The organism is Embleya sp. NPDC020630 (assembly GCF_044334985.1).
GTDB lineage: Bacteria > Actinomycetota > Actinomycetes > Streptomycetales > Streptomycetaceae > Embleya.
Genome location: NZ_JBIRUB010000004.1, coordinates 249,137 through 262,774, shown reverse-complemented (window position 1 = coordinate 262,774; position 13,638 = coordinate 249,137). Strand labels below are relative to the sequence as shown.

Below are 13,638 nucleotides of genomic sequence, written 5' to 3'. Positions count from 1 at the left end.
CCGGGCCACAGGACTACAGGACTTCCGCCGCCGGTTGGGCGAACTGCGACGCGTACAGCCGGGCATAGGCGCCGTCCGAGGCCAACAGCGCCTCGTGCGTGCCCTGTTCGACGATCGAGCCCGACTCCATCACCAGGATCACGTCCGCGTCGCGGATCGTGGACAACCGGTGCGCGATCACGAAGCTGGTCCGGCCCCGGCGCAGCGAGTTCATCGCCTTCTGGATCAGCACCTCGGTGCGGGTGTCCACCGAGCTGGTCGCCTCGTCGAGCACCAGGATCTGCGGCTCGGTCAGGAACGCCCGGGCTATGGTGAGCAGTTGCTTCTCGCCGGCGCTGAGGTTGCCGGCCTCGTCGTCGAGCACGGTGTCGTATCCGTCGGGCAGGGTGCGAACGAAGCGGTCGGCGTGGGTGGCCCGGGCCGCCTCGACGATGCGCTCGCGCGAGACGTCGCCGACGCCGTACGCGATGTTGTCCGCGATCGTGCCGCCGATCAGCCACGTGTCCTGGAGCACCATCCCGATCGGCGCGCGCAGGTCCTCGCGGGTCATCGTGGCGATGTCCACACCGTCGACGGTGATCCGTCCCTCGGTGACCTCGTAGAACCGCATCAGCAGGTTCACCAGCGTGGTCTTGCCCGCGCCGGTCGGCCCGACGATGGCCACCGTCTGGCCCGGGTGCACCTCCAGGTCCAGGTTCTCGATCAGCGGCTTGGTCGGCTCGTAGCGGAAGGAGACCCCCTCGAAGGCGACGTGCCCCGTCACCTTCTCCAGGCGTACGGCCGGCTCCGGGTCGGGGGACTGCTCCTTGGCGTCGAGCAGCGCGAACACCCGCTCCGCCGAGGCCACCCCGGACTGGAGCAGGTTGGACATCGCGGCGACCTGGGTGACGGGTCCGTTGAACTCGTACGAGTACTGGATGAACGCCTGGATGTCGCCGAGCGTCATCGCGCCCGAGGACACCCGCAGCCCGCCGATCACCGCGACCAGCACGTAGTTGAGGTTCCCCACGAAGGACATCGCGGGCTGGATCAGGCCGGAGATGAACTGGGCCTTGAACCCGGCCGTGTACAGCGCCTCGTTGTGCTTGTCGAAGACCTCGGCGGACTCCTTCTGCCGGCCGAACACCTTGACCAGCGCGTGGCCGGTGTACATCTCCTCGATGTGCGCGTTGAGCTTGCCGGTGCTCGACCACTGCTTGACGAACTGCGGCTGGGCGCGCTTGCCGATCACCATGGTGACCAGGATCGAGGTGGGTACGCTGATCAGCGCGACCAGTGCGAGCAGCGGGGAGATCCAGAACATCATCACCAGCACGCCGACGATGGTCAGCAGCGAGCGCACGATCTGGCCCATCGCCTGCTGGAGGGTCTGGGCGATGTTGTCGATGTCGTTGGTGGTGCGCGAGAGCACCTCGCCCCGGGGCTGCTTGTCGAAGTAGTTCAGCGGCAGCCGGGACAGCTTGGTCTCGGCCTGCTCGCGCAGCCGGTAGGTGGTGCGCTGCACGATGGTCGCGGTCAGTCGGCCCTGGAGGAAGGCGAACAGCACCGAGCCGGCCACCACGGCGAAGGTGACGAGCAGGATGTCGCGGACGTGGTCGTAGTCGATGCCTCCGCCGCGGCCCGCGCCGGTGAAGATCGTGTCGGTGGCCTTGCCGAGCAGCCGGGGGGTGAGCACCGACAGGCCGACGCCCGCGATGCCGCAGAACAGCAGTGCGTACAGCCGGGCGCGCTCGGGGGCCATCATGCGCAGCAGTCGCCGACTGCTGGCCTTGAAGTGCATCGACTTCTCGACGGGCGGGCCGCCGATCATCCGCGTCATCGGCCCACCGCCGGCCTGCGGTCCCGGGCGGCGGGCGGGGACGGCGGCCTCGGTCCCGGTGTCGCTCTCGGTCTCGGTCTCGCGCGGGCCGGCGCCCTCGTCGGTGGTGGTCACGCCGCCTCCTCCTCGGTGAGCTGGGACAGCACGATCTCGCGGTAGGTGTCGTTGTCGGCCATCAACTCGGCGTGGGTGCCGGTGCCGACCACGCGGCCCTCGTCCAGCACCACGATCCGGTCCGCGTGCCGGATGGTGGCCACCCGCTGGGCCACGATCACCACGGTTGCCTCGGCGGTTTCCGCGAGCAGCGCCGCGCGCAGCGCCGCGTCGGTGGCGTAGTCGAGCGCGGAGAACGAGTCGTCGAACAGGTAGATCTCCGGTTTGACCACCAACAGTCGGGCGATCGCCAGGCGTTGCCGCTGGCCCCCGGAGACGTTGCCGCCGCCCTGGGCGATCGGCGCGTCCAGCTTCTCGGGCAGGGCCTCGACGAAGTCGCGGGCCTGGGCGATCTCCAGGGCCCGCCACAACTCCTCGTCGGTGGCGTCCGGATTGCCGTAGCGCAGGTTGGAGGCGACGGTGCCGGAGAACAGGTAGGGCTTTTGCGGGACCAGGCCCACCGTGCGCGACAGCAGCCCGGCCTCGAGTTCGCGGGTGTCCACACCGCCGATCAGCACCGAGCCGCCGGTCACGTCCAGCAGGCGCGGAATCAGGCCGAGCAGCGTGGTCTTGCCCGCGCCGGTGCTGCCGATCACCGCGGTGGTCTCGCCGGGCCGGGCGATCAGGTCGATGCCGCGCAGTACCGGCTCCTCCGCGCCGGGGTAGCAAAAGCTCACGTCGCGCAGTTCGAGCCGGCCGTGCGCGTGCAGCGCGGTCACCGGTGCCTTCGACACGGTCAGGCTGGTCTCGGTGTCCAGGACCTCGGTGATCCGGTCGGCGCACACCGCCGCGCGCGGGATCATCATGGTCATGAAGGTGGCCATCATGACCGAGGTCAGGATCTGCATCAGGTAGCTGAGGAAGGCGACCAGTGCGCCGATGTCCATCGACCCGTCGCCGATCCGGTGTCCGCCGATCCACACGATGACGATCGCCGAGGTCTCCCACACGAGCAGGACCGAGGGATACATGAACGCCATCAGCCGGCCGACGGAGAGCGACACGTCGCGGATGTCCGCGTTGGCGTCCGCGTAGCGAGCCTGTTCGTGGCCGTCGCGGCCGAACGCGCGGATCACCCGGATCCCGGTGATCTGCTCGCGCATGATCCGGTTCACGTTGTCGATCCGGCCCTGCAGCGTGCGAAACAGCGGCGGCATCGCCCGTACGATCCACCCCACTGCGAGGATCAGCGCGGGCACGATCAGCAGGAACAGCAGGGACATCGGGACGTCCTGGTTGACCGCCATCAGGATGCCGCCGAAGCACATGATCGGCGCGGACACCATCAGGGTCAGCGACAACAGCGCCAGCATCTGGACCTGTTGCACGTCGTTGGTGGTGCGGGTGATCAACGACGGGGCGCCGAACCGGCCGACCTCGCGCGCGGAGAAGGTCTGCACCCGGTCGAACACGGCGGAGCGGATGTCGCGGCCCACGCCCATGGCGATGCGGGCACCGAAGTACACGGCCACCGCGGCGCAGACGATCTGGACCAGGGTGACGCCGATCATCGCGCCGCCGACGCGCAGGATGTAGCCGGTGTCGCCCTCGACCACGCCGTGGTTGATCAGGTCGGCGTTGAGGGTCGGCAGGTAGAGGGTGGCGAGGGTCTGGACCAGTTGCAGCAGCACCACCAGGCCGATCGGCTTGGCGTAGGGGCGCAGATGTGCGCGCAGCAGTCGGATCAGCACGATGTCCTCTTCGGGTCAAAGGAGCGCGGCCGACAGGAGGCGGCGGCCGGGAGCGACCTCGGGCCGGGGCTCGTGCGGGGCGCCGGTCCGGGGCATGGGTCGGGCGCGCGTCGTCGGGGCGGGTCCTGCTCCCGACGGTAGTGCCCGTGGCCGGAACGGTCGATCGGATTGTGCACGACGGTCGGGTGGCGGCGCGGGCGGACGTCGGTGGACGGCGGGCTCTGCATGGCGGATCTCCCCGTGGGTGGTCCAGGATGCCGGACGCGGGCCGGCGCCGGTGCCCGGGCGACACGTCGAAACCGTGGAGACTTCGGTTCGAACCGTAGAACTTCAAGTCGACTTGAAGTCAACGTGCGGGCGATCGGGATGCGTCGATGCCCTGGGCTCGTCGCCGGCCCTTGTGCACCGTACACAGCAGAGCGGCCCGCCCACCTCGGGGGTGGACGGGCCGCTTTCCGCGTTCGCTGCGGGCGTATGTCAGCGGATCGAGACGTGCGTGTGCGAGGCGTGGAACGCGGCGACCTTGCCGCCGTGGCCACAGCCGTGTCCGATGAGCACTCCGGAGACGGTGGTGTGGTCGACCTCGACGCCGCTTTCGTGGGCCTGGGCGGTACCGGCACCGGCGAACGCGAAGAGGGCGGCGCCGGCGACGGCTACCAGGGTGGTACGGATACGCATGTCATCTCCCATGGAGTGTGCGCGAGCGGGGCGAGGTAGGAATATCCGAAAAACTGCACATCATGGGAGATTTCCCCTATTTGGGGGTGTGTCGACCGCCGGGTGCGACCCGTTCGGTCGCCGTCACTGGTCCACGAGGGTGAGCCAGTGCGCGTACCGCTCGTCCCTGCCGGTGACCGCCGCGGTGTACGCGGCCTGGATCTTGCGGGTGATCGGACCGCTGCCCACCTCGCGGTCGTCCAGCGACGCCACCGGGATCACCCCGGCGGCCGTGCCGGTGACCAACACCTCCTCGGCGGTGTACAGATCGCTCCGCAGCAGGTTCTGCACCCGCACCTCCAGGCCCAGGTCGCGGGCCAGGGTGAGCACGGTGTCCTGGGTGATCCCGCGCAGCGCGCCGGCGCTCGGCGGCGGAGTGCAGAGCACGCCCTCGCGCACCGCGAACACGTTCGCCGCGCTGCACTCGCTGACGTACCCGTCCGCGTTCAACAGCAGCGCCTCGTCGTAACCGGCGCGCAGCGCGGCGGTCCTGGCCAGCGCCGAGTTGAGGTAGCCGGCCGTGGCCTTGGCCGCCGGCGGCATCGCGTTGGGGTCGTTGCGCCGCCACGAACTGGTGGCGAGCCGGATGCCGCGCTCGGCGCTGTCGCCGAGGTAGGCGTGCCACTCCCAGCCCGCGATGCTCATCTCGACCGGCAGCCCGGGGCGAAAGCCCGGACCCATCTCGCCGTAGCCCAGGTGCGCGAGGTGGCGCAGGTAGCACTCGTCGTGTCCGTTGGCCGCGATCAACTCCAGCGTCGCGGTGTGCAGCGCGGCCGGGTCGTAGGGCAGTTCGAAGCCCAGGATGTGCGCGCTTTCCCGGAACCGCCGCAGGTGGTCGTCCAAGCGGAAGACGGCGGGGCCGCGCGGGGTGGCGTGCGCGCGGGTGCCTTCGAGCACGCCCGTGCCGTAGTGCAGACCGTTGCTGAGTACGTGCACCTTGGCGTCGGCCCACGGCACGAGCGTGCCGTTCATCCAGATCCGGTCCGCTTCGATCAGTGCCATGGCTGCTCCCACCGGGGTCGCTCGACTCGATGTCGAGAAAGTGGATCGTTGGCAAGCATGTCGATGTGCCACTTACCAAGTGGCACATTAGCCGTATCGATAGTGGTCCACTAGGGGATGTTCACGGATCGGACGGGCGGCGCCGATTCGGTTCGGGCAGCCCGAAGGAGCGCCGGGGGCACGGGCGTTGGTGGTCCGCGTCGGGGCGGGCGGGTCAGGCCTTCTTGGGGGTTTCGCGCCAGGCGGCTTCGAGGAGGTCCACCGCCTGGGACAGGACCGGTTCGGGCCAGGCATAACTGAGCCGGATGCGGTCGCCGGCGGTGTGCGGCGCGGGGGCGAAGACCGCGCCGGGGGAGACCGCGACGCCGTGGCGCAGCGCGGTGGCGACGAAGTCCTCGCCGTCCACGCCGGGCAGTCGGGCCCACAGGGACAGGCCGCCGAGGGGCGTCGTCCACTCCCATTCGGGCAGGCGCTCGGCGAGTTCGGCGGTGAAGTGGTCGCGGCGCCGGGTCAGATCGGCGAACCACTCGCCGACCCGGGCCGGGCGGCCCGGGTCGCGCAGCAGGTGGATCGCCAGTTGCTGGTCCAGGGTCGAGGTGGCCAGGTCGGTGCGTTGTTTGGCCTCGACGAGGAGCGAGCGCACGCCCGGGGGCGCGGCGATCCAGCCCAGGCGCAGGCCGCCCCACGTGGTCTTGGACAACGAGCCCAGGCAGACCGTACGGTCCGCCACGTGCTCGATCGCCGAGGCCACCGGCCCCTCGGCCAGGCTCGCGAGCGTGCGGTCCTCGACCAGGAGCCCGCCCTCCTCGGCGGCGACCCGGGCGATCGCCTTCGCCCGTCGGGCCGAGACCACCGCACCGGTCGGGTTGTGCACCGGCAGCGAGAACACGAAGGCGGGCCGGTGCCGGCGGATCGCGGCGCGCAGCGCCTCCGGGTCGAAGCCGTGGCGATCGCCCGGGACCGGGATCGCCTCGGCGCCGAAGCGGTACACCGCCGCGAGCATCCCGGGATACGTGGTCGGCTCGACCAGGACCCGGTCGCCGGGCACGAGCAGCGCGTCGGCGATCAGGTGGATCGCCTGCTGCGCCCCCGAGGTCACCACGACGTCGTCGGCGGTGAAGCCGGCGGGCAACTCGAGCGCCGCGATCAGCTCGCGCAGCCGCGGGTCGCCGGTCGGGCCGTAGCCGTCCGGGGGACGGGAGTCGAGCAGGTCCTCGACGCGCAGCGCGGTGTGCGGCAGGAGCGTGGTGTCGGGTACGGCGGCCTTGGCCAGGTCGACGACGATGGTGCCCTCGCGCAGCCAGCGGGCGAAGGTCGGCCGGCCGCCGGCGCGCACGTAGGACCCGCTGCCGTGGCGGCGCTCGACCAGGCCGATCCGGTGCAGCGAGAGGTAGGCGGTCGCGACGGTGCCGCGGCTGAACCCGAGGGCGTCGGCGAGCGCCCGCTCGGACGGCAAGCGGGTCTCGGCCAGCAACTCGCCGCCCTCGACCAGGTCGCGCAGCGCGTCGGACAGCCGTTCACCACGGGAGCGGCGCTCGTTGCGTCGTGGACGCCCCATACGCTCCCCGAGCACCACGGCGAACTGCTCGACGTCCACGACCACTACTCCCTTTGCACCGGGGCCTCACGGCCTCGATGGTTGCACGGCCGACGGCTGCCACTCTCGCCTGAGCAACCCGAATATCCACGAGTCGGACACCTCGCCGTTCACGACGCAGTCCTCCCGCAGCGTCCCTTCCCGCACGAATCCCATCTTCTCCAGGACCCGGGCGGATGCCACGTTGCGCGTATCGGTCTCGGCCTGAACCCGATTCAGGTCCAGCGTGTCGAACGCCCACCGCAGCATGGCGTGCGCGGCCTCCGTCGCGAAGCCGTGGCCCCACATCGCGTCGCCGAGGCAGTAGCCCAACGACGCGCTGCGACAGTCCTCGTTCCACGCGGTCAGACCGCACCAGCCGACGAAGGCCCCATCGGAAACACGGTCGATGGCCACCCGGGCCCCGGTGCCGTCGTCCGCCATCGTCCGGCACATCGTGACGAACCGCTCGGCACGGGCCCGTTCGGTCCACGGTGGGGAGTCCCAGTAGCGCATCACGTAGGTGCCGCTGTGCAGCGCGAAGAGCGAGTCCACGTCGCCATCGGTGAACGGCCGCAGCCGCAGGCGAGCGGTATGCAGTACGGGGGTGGTCAAAGTCATGCGCCCCATCTTGTGTCCTCATGACGCGCACAGACACCGAATATCCGACCCCGCTGCCGGTGCCGGATACGGACTCGACGACCACGAAGCGCGTGGTGCGTCAGGGGTGGGACAGGTTCTCGTAGAGGCGGTACAGCCGGTTTGTTGTGTTTGTTTGGTCCTGCTCGGACAGCGTTGACCAGGTTTGGGTGAGCAGGGTGCGGGCCTGCCGGCCGGGCCATGGGGTGGGTAGGAGTTCCGGGGGCAGGAGGGGGTCCGGTTCGATGGCGCGGGTGAACTCGACGCCCAACTCGACGCCGATGGTGAGCAGTTCGACGTCGGTGAAGTCGGCGCCGGACTCCAGGCGGGTCAGGCGGGGGCGGACGATTTCGAGCAACCGGGTGTAGCGTCCGGCGATTTCGTCCAGGGGCCACAACTTCGCGGCCAGGGCGCGTGGTTGGTCGATGGTGCCGATGCGCAGGTCTCGGCTGGTGAGCTGGGTGACCGCGGCGGAGACGCCCAGGCGGTGTGCCTCGGCCGAGATCAGCTCCGTCCAGTCGTTGGCGCACGCGTACAGTCCGCCGTGCACTGCCGCGCCGCCCAGCCACACGATGGTGTCGCGCAGCGCGTCGCGTGCCGATCGTGCGGACTCCGGGATCGCGAACGCGACCAGCCGCCATGCGCCGTCCCACGGCACCTCGCCCCGGTCCTGGCGGAACGCGTGCCGTATGAACTCGACGTTGGGTTCGAGAGTGCGTCGGGCATCCTCGGTCGCCCTGAGCACCGCCTTGCGTCCGCGCCCCTCGTGGGTGAAGCGGCCCTCGGCGACCAGGCGCTTGACGCACAGCCGCACCTGCTGGTCGGACATACCGAGCGCGCCCGCGACGGTGTACAGCTCCCCGGTGTCGACGCTGCCGTCGCCGCGTACGAGCGCGTGTACGAGGGTGCGGGTGGGGATTTCGACGCGGCCCGTGTCCGGCGTTCCTGGCATGTCCCGAGCATACGAGCGCGGCACCCGCGCCCTCGTGCTCACCCGCGCCCGCCCGGATGCGCGGGCTCGACCCGGCGGATCATCGTGGTCACCGCGCCGAAGCCCATCAGCCCGCGCAGAAAGGGAGTTCGCTGGGTCGAGGTCGCCACGAAGCCGTGTCGCTCGTAGAGCGCCCGGGCTCGTGGGTTGACGTCGATCACATCGAGCCGGATCCGCCGACAGCCGAGCTCGCGGGCCACGGCGGCGACCTCGTCGAGGAGCAGGCCGCCGATGCCCGTGCCGCGCTGCGCGGCATCGACGCAGATGCCGTCCATCACCAACTCCCCATGCCCCGGGCGACGTTCGAACAGGGCCAGGACGGCGAGTCGGGGCAGCGCGCGGATGCCGCCGTAGGCGCGCAGCACGTCGCCCGCGGTTCCGCCGGTCAGGCCGCGGCCACCGTGGGCGTAGCCGGCCAGGCCGACCAGCTCGCCGTCCCGGGTCGCGACCACGGCGCGGTCCGGGTGCAGGTGTTCGGCCAGGAACCCGATCCCGGCCTCGGCGGGACCCAGCCCGGCGCCCAACTTGCGACCGAACGCCTCCCAGTACAGCTCGGCCGCCCGCCGCCGCGCCCCCTCCGGCAGCCCGCGACCGATGACCGGGGCCGGGGGCTTGGGACTGCCGTGCGCGGGTGCTGCCTGTTCGTGGTCCATTGCCGCCTCCGAGGCCGGTGGGTGACGCCCGGCGGGGGAGCGGGGCTGCGGCCGGGTCGTCCGAGATCAGTGTATGTAAGCGATAACGTTCGTTGCTGTAACGAGCGTTTGTGATTTGATAGCTACGATACCGCAGACGGTGTTCGAAGGGAGATGACGACATGGGGATCCGCGGGTTCGTTCGACGCCATCGGGTGCTGAGCACGTGCGCGGCGATCCTCGCTCTGCTGCTCACGGTGGGACTGGGCGCGGTGGTGTACGCGGACCAGGCCAACACCTATGACCTGAAAGAGGAGCGGATCGCCTTCCATGACGGCGGGCAGCGGCTGGACGGCGTGCTGGCCAAGCCCACGAACGGGCGGGGACCGTACGGCCTGGTGGTCCTCGTGCACGGCGACGGTGCGCGGAACGCCACCAACGACGGCTTCTATCGGCCGCAGATGGAGGCGTACGCGCGGGCCGGCTACGCGACGCTTTCGTGGAACAAGCCGGGCGTGTCCGGGTCGCCGGGCAACTGGCTCGACCAGAGCATGGAGGATCGGGCCCGGGAGACCGAGGCGGCGATCGCCTGGAGCCGGTCGCGGCCGGAGGTGGATCATGCGCGGGTCGGCCTGTGGGGTGCCAGTCAGGCGGGCTGGGTGCTGCCGAAGGTGGCCGCGCGCACGCCCGACGTGAAATTCGTGATCGCCGTGTCGCCCGCGATCAACTGGCTGCGGCAGGGCCGGTTCAACCTGCTCGCCGAGTTGCGCGCGGAGCATGCGTCGCAGGCTCGGATCGACACCGAGGTCCGGCGCAGCGACGAGATTCGGCGGCTGATCGTGCAGGGCGCCGGGTACGAGCGGTACCGCGCCGCGCTGGGCTCGGCGGCGACCATGTCGGCGGACCGGTGGAGCTTCGTCAGCAAGAACGCCGGAGCCGACGCGAGTGCGGACCTGGCCGGGGTGCGGGTGCCGGTGCTGCTGATGCTCGGGGGGCGCGACGTGAACGTGGACGTGGTCGAGACCGAGGCGGAGTATCGCAAGCTGCTCGCCGGGCGGGCCGAATTGACGGTACGTCACTACCCGGACGCGGCGCACTCGATGGTCGACGCGGACATCGAGGGTTCGGAGACGAAGACCTTCCTCACCGCGGTCTTCGCACCGCGCGACCTGTTCGTCGACGGCTATCTCGCCGACCAGCGGCGATTTTTGGCCGGACGCCCAGTGGGCCGCTGAGCCCGGTGCGGGGGTGGGCCCGGAGCCGGGCGCCGAGAAGGTGCCTCCCGGCCCGGCGGGCGCCGGGTGCTCAGCCCACCGGGGTCGGGATGGCTCCCAGGGCTGTGGCGATTTCTGTCAGTTGGGGGTCGCCGGCGGCCTTTTCCAGGGCTGTGGTCAGGGCCTGGGCGTAGGTTTGGGCGGCTTCGGTCAGGCGGGTGCGGCCGTCGTCGGTGATTACCGTGTACACCCCTCGGCGGTCCTTGGGACACAGGTCGCGTCGGGTGAGGCCGTCGGTTTCCAGGCGGACCGCGAGGCGGCTGACCGAACTCTGGTTGAGGCCGATCGAGTCGGCCAGCTCCTGCATGCGCAGCTCGCCGTCGGGCGCCACCGCGAGTCTGGACAGCGCTCGGTACTCGGACAGGCCGATGCCGTGTCGCCGCTGAAGTGTCCGGCCGAGGTCGTGCTCGACGCGCGCGTGCAGCACGACGACCTGCTCCCAGAGCTTCGCGTCCATGACCCCGTCCTTTCTCCGGTCGGTCGAACCCGTGTCCGGCCGTTGTGGGCCGAGCGCGGATCGATCCGCTGTTGACAACAGATTACATGCAGTGCCAGATTATGCATGCGCAAGCAAATCATGCATGTGCATGCAGATTCTTTTCACCCTGGAGTATGCGATGACCGTCACCACCACCCACGACGACGCCGCCGGCGACACCACCCGCGCCCGGATCGAGCGCATCGCGACCACCCCCGACTGGTACGAGCCGTACCGGATCTCCCAGGCCATCCGCGCCGGCGGCCTGGTCTTCGTATCCGGGCAGGCCGGGTTCGACGAGAGCGGACGCACCGTCGACGGCGGCTTCCTCGCCCAGGGCCGGCAGGCCTTCCGCAACGTGGAGCGGGTGCTCGCCGAGGCGGGGGTGACCTTCGCCGACGTGGTCAAGGTCGGCATCTACGTTCGGAACATGGCCGAGAACCTGGACGAGGTGATCCGGCTGCGCGAGGAGTTCCTGTCCGTGCCGTACCCGGCGGACACCCTCGTCGAGGTCTCCTCGCTGGCTCGGCCCGACTGGCTGATCGAGGTCGAGGTCACCGCGCTGGACCGCTGAGTCCGCGAAACCGCCGCCACCGGCCCACCCGACCACGCCCATCACAGGAATGGATACCGCGTTGACCTCTCCGACCCGCACCGCCAACCCGCTGCTCGCCCCCTATCGCCACGGCCGCCTGGATCTGCCCAACCGGATCGCGATGGCCCCGATGACCCGAGGCCGCGCCGACGACGCCACCGGCGTGCCGAGCGATTTCGCCGCCACCTACTACCGACAGCGCGCCGGCGCCGGGCTGTTGATCACCGAGGGCATCTCGGTGCACCCGCTCGGCAAGGCCGGACCGGGCATTCCGGCGCTGCGTACCGACGAACAGGTGGCACGGTGGCGCGAGGTCACCGCCGCCGTGCACGAGGCGGGTGGGCGGATCTTCGCGCAGCTTTGGCATGTCGGCCGGATGACCCATCCGGTGACCCTGGACGGCGAGACGCCCACCGCGCCGTCGGCGGTGCGGATCACCGAGGCGCCCATTTACACCCGCGAGGGCCTGCTCCCGCATGTCGTTCCGCGCGCGCTGACCATCGCCGAAATCGCCGAGGTGGTGGCCGCGTTCGCGCACGCCGCACGCCGGGCGATCGAGGCCGGGTTCGACGGCGTCGAGATCCACGGCGCCAACGGATACCTCTTCCAGCAGTTCCTGGCCGAGAACAGCAACCTGCGCACCGACCGCTACGGCGGCTCGCGGGAGAACCGGCTGCGTTTCGTGTTCGAGGTGGTCGAGGCGGTGGCGGCGGAGATCGGCGCGGACCGGGTGGGGCTGCGGATCTCGCCGGACAACCCGGAGAACCAACTCGTGGAGCCGGACGCGCGCGGCACCTACCGGGCGCTGGTCGACACGCTCGACCCGATCGGCCTGGCCTACCTGCACATCCTCGAACGTGGTGCGTACGCGGCGCTCGCCGACCTGCGGCCGCGCTGGTCCGGCATGTTGATCGCGAACCACAACGGCCCCACCCCGGTCGATCCGGCCATCGGCGAGCGACTGATCGCCGACGGCCTCGCCGACGTGGTGGCGTTCGGCCGGTTGTTCATCACCAACCCCGACCTCCCGGAGCGGATCGCCCGGGGATTGGCGCCGGCCCCGCCGCCGGTGGCGGATGTGTACGGCGGCGGTGCGCGCGGCTACGTGGACTATCCGGCGATCACCCTCCCGGAGCGGGCCTAGGGACGGGTCGGCTCGGGGTCGGGCTCGGGGTTCGCAAAAGCGCACGGTCCGGGGGTGTTGCGCGCATCGATGGCGGATCGCGGTGCGGCGGGAGGGTGTTCGGCCGGTACGGGAGCCGTACCGAACGAACCGCCGTCGGATGCCTGGGGTTACGCCGCCGCGCCCATCGAGCGGTCGGTGTCGGCGAGCACGGCGCGCAGGGACCCGGGAGTCAGTACGCCGACGGCTCGGCCCTCCGGGTCCGTCACCGCCCATACCCGCAGACCGCGGGCGCGCATCGTGGCCAGCGCCTCGGCGGCGGGTGTCGTGAGCCGGGCGAAGGGGCCGCGTTCGTGCGTGATGTTCCGGATCGGCGTACGTGCGGTGTACCAGGAACGGGTCTGGTACGGCGCGAGTTGGGCGCGGCCCACGATGCCCAGGCAGCGGCCGTCCTCGGCGTGCAGGATCGCGTGGTCGGCGTCGGCGGCGTGTACGAGGTCGATCGCCTTGTCGACCATCGTGTTCGCGTCGATCCGCACCACGGCGGGTCGCATGGCGTGGGCGACGGTGGGCGTGCCGGGGGCGGTGTGGGGATGGTGGGGGCGGTTGATCATCGGGGCTGCACCTGGTTTCGAGTCGTCCGGTGGGACCGGAGTCGGGCGGCGGGGCACCCGGGCCCGTGTCGTCGCACGGCCGCGCGAAGGCGCGCGGGGCCGAAGAGGCGGCGAGGTCACGGGACTCGATGCGGGCGGCCGGGCCCGCGCCGGGTGATGGCGCTGTGCGCTGGTCGGCGGACGCAAGGCGGGCTGCACGGACAGCCGGTGCACTCGCCTTCGGACCCGCCGGCACGGCCGGCGTCGTCGCCCACCGAGGACGGCGTCGACAAGGAAGCCGACGTACTGAATGTCTTCGGTGGAACCACCTTACCGTCATTTCGACGGGAGGCCG

The 13,638-nt window shown here is 70.8% G+C and carries 13 protein-coding genes; 3 read left to right on the top strand and 10 right to left on the bottom strand.

What is annotated here, in order from left to right; genetic code table 11:
* Positions 1-13: 13 nt before the first annotated feature.
* From ACH4XV_RS17095 to ACH4XV_RS17060, 8 genes are all read right to left on the bottom strand, one after another.
* Positions 14-1,933, bottom strand: a complete 1,920-nt coding sequence (locus tag ACH4XV_RS17095) for an ABC transporter ATP-binding protein (protein ID WP_395790540.1) — start codon at positions 1,931-1,933, stop codon at positions 14-16.
* Positions 1,930-3,663 (bottom strand): ABC transporter ATP-binding protein, encoded by a 1,734-nt coding sequence (locus ACH4XV_RS17090; RefSeq protein WP_395790538.1) that lies wholly within the window; start codon positions 3,661-3,663, stop codon positions 1,930-1,932. Before ACH4XV_RS17090 ends, ACH4XV_RS17095 begins: the two co-directional genes overlap by 4 nt.
* Before the next feature lie 477 nt (positions 3,664-4,140).
* Positions 4,141-4,341, bottom strand: a complete 201-nt coding sequence (locus ACH4XV_RS17085; RefSeq protein WP_395790536.1) for a hypothetical protein — start codon at positions 4,339-4,341, stop codon at positions 4,141-4,143.
* Between the two features lie 123 nt (positions 4,342-4,464).
* A complete protein-coding gene (locus ACH4XV_RS17080) occupies positions 4,465-5,382 on the bottom strand; it encodes a branched-chain amino acid transaminase (RefSeq protein ID WP_395790534.1) in 918 nt (305 codons plus the stop codon).
* Between the two features lie 214 nt (positions 5,383-5,596).
* Positions 5,597-6,979 carry a PLP-dependent aminotransferase family protein gene (locus ACH4XV_RS17075; RefSeq protein WP_395790532.1) on the bottom strand — a complete coding sequence of 461 codons (1,383 nt, stop codon included), beginning with the start codon at positions 6,977-6,979 and terminating at the stop codon, positions 5,597-5,599.
* 27 nt (positions 6,980-7,006) lie between these two features.
* On the bottom strand, positions 7,007-7,579 hold the full coding sequence (locus ACH4XV_RS17070) for a GNAT family N-acetyltransferase (RefSeq protein WP_395790530.1): 573 nt from the start codon (positions 7,577-7,579) through the stop codon (positions 7,007-7,009).
* A 100-nt stretch (positions 7,580-7,679) separates the two neighbouring features.
* The gene (locus ACH4XV_RS17065; protein ID WP_395790528.1) at positions 7,680-8,549 is read right to left on the bottom strand and encodes a PaaX family transcriptional regulator C-terminal domain-containing protein; all 870 of its coding nucleotides are present in this window, start codon (positions 8,547-8,549) and stop codon (positions 7,680-7,682) included.
* Between the two features lie 38 nt (positions 8,550-8,587).
* Complete coding sequence (locus tag ACH4XV_RS17060; protein WP_395790526.1) at positions 8,588-9,241, bottom strand: GNAT family N-acetyltransferase; 654 nt, start codon at positions 9,239-9,241, stop codon at positions 8,588-8,590.
* Positions 9,242-9,402: 161 nt separating this feature from the next.
* On the opposite strand from ACH4XV_RS17060, the gene ACH4XV_RS17055 reads away from it, so the two are divergent.
* Positions 9,403-10,455 carry an alpha/beta hydrolase family protein gene (locus ACH4XV_RS17055; protein WP_395790524.1) on the top strand — a complete coding sequence of 351 codons (1,053 nt, stop codon included), beginning with the start codon at positions 9,403-9,405 and terminating at the stop codon, positions 10,453-10,455.
* A gap of 70 nt (positions 10,456-10,525) precedes the next feature.
* Here ACH4XV_RS17055 and ACH4XV_RS17050 read toward each other — a convergent pair whose 3' ends face one another.
* Entirely contained in the window at positions 10,526-10,951 is a 426-nt protein-coding gene (locus ACH4XV_RS17050; RefSeq protein ID WP_395790522.1) for a MarR family winged helix-turn-helix transcriptional regulator, read from the bottom strand.
* 130 nt (positions 10,952-11,081) lie between these two features.
* Between ACH4XV_RS17050 and ACH4XV_RS17045 the strand changes: the two genes are divergently transcribed.
* Positions 11,082-11,546 carry a RidA family protein gene (locus tag ACH4XV_RS17045; RefSeq protein ID WP_395790520.1) on the top strand — a complete coding sequence of 155 codons (465 nt, stop codon included), beginning with the start codon at positions 11,082-11,084 and terminating at the stop codon, positions 11,544-11,546.
* Between the two features lie 49 nt (positions 11,547-11,595).
* Positions 11,596-12,711, top strand: coding sequence for an alkene reductase (locus tag ACH4XV_RS17040; protein ID WP_395790518.1), 1,116 nt, complete (start codon positions 11,596-11,598; stop codon positions 12,709-12,711).
* Positions 12,712-12,860: 149 nt separating this feature from the next.
* Here ACH4XV_RS17040 and ACH4XV_RS17035 read toward each other — a convergent pair whose 3' ends face one another.
* Positions 12,861-13,304, bottom strand: a complete 444-nt coding sequence (locus ACH4XV_RS17035; protein ID WP_395790516.1) for a CBS domain-containing protein — start codon at positions 13,302-13,304, stop codon at positions 12,861-12,863.
* Positions 13,305-13,638: the final 334 nt, after the last annotated feature.

Bases quoted from the DNA above. Each gene is read 5' to 3' on its own strand.
- ACH4XV_RS17070 (WP_395790530.1), bottom strand. From the start codon at position 7,579: ATGACTTTGACCACCCCCGTACTGCATACCGCTCGCCTGCGGCTGCGG.
- ACH4XV_RS17060 (WP_395790526.1), bottom strand. From the start codon at position 9,241: ATGGACCACGAACAGGCAGCACCCGCGCACGGCAGTCCCAAGCCCCCG.
- ACH4XV_RS17040 (WP_395790518.1), top strand. From the start codon at position 11,596: ATGGATACCGCGTTGACCTCTCCGACCCGCACCGCCAACCCGCTGCTC.
- ACH4XV_RS17055 (WP_395790524.1), top strand. From the start codon at position 9,403: ATGGGGATCCGCGGGTTCGTTCGACGCCATCGGGTGCTGAGCACGTGC.
- ACH4XV_RS17085 (WP_395790536.1), bottom strand. From the start codon at position 4,341: ATGCGTATCCGTACCACCCTGGTAGCCGTCGCCGGCGCCGCCCTCTTC.
- ACH4XV_RS17065 (WP_395790528.1), bottom strand. From the start codon at position 8,549: ATGCCAGGAACGCCGGACACGGGCCGCGTCGAAATCCCCACCCGCACC.
- ACH4XV_RS17080 (WP_395790534.1), bottom strand. From the start codon at position 5,382: ATGGCACTGATCGAAGCGGACCGGATCTGGATGAACGGCACGCTCGTG.
- ACH4XV_RS17050 (WP_395790522.1), bottom strand. From the start codon at position 10,951: ATGGACGCGAAGCTCTGGGAGCAGGTCGTCGTGCTGCACGCGCGCGTC.
- ACH4XV_RS17035 (WP_395790516.1), bottom strand. From the start codon at position 13,304: ATGATCAACCGCCCCCACCATCCCCACACCGCCCCCGGCACGCCCACC.
- ACH4XV_RS17045 (WP_395790520.1), top strand. From the start codon at position 11,082: ATGCAGATTCTTTTCACCCTGGAGTATGCGATGACCGTCACCACCACC.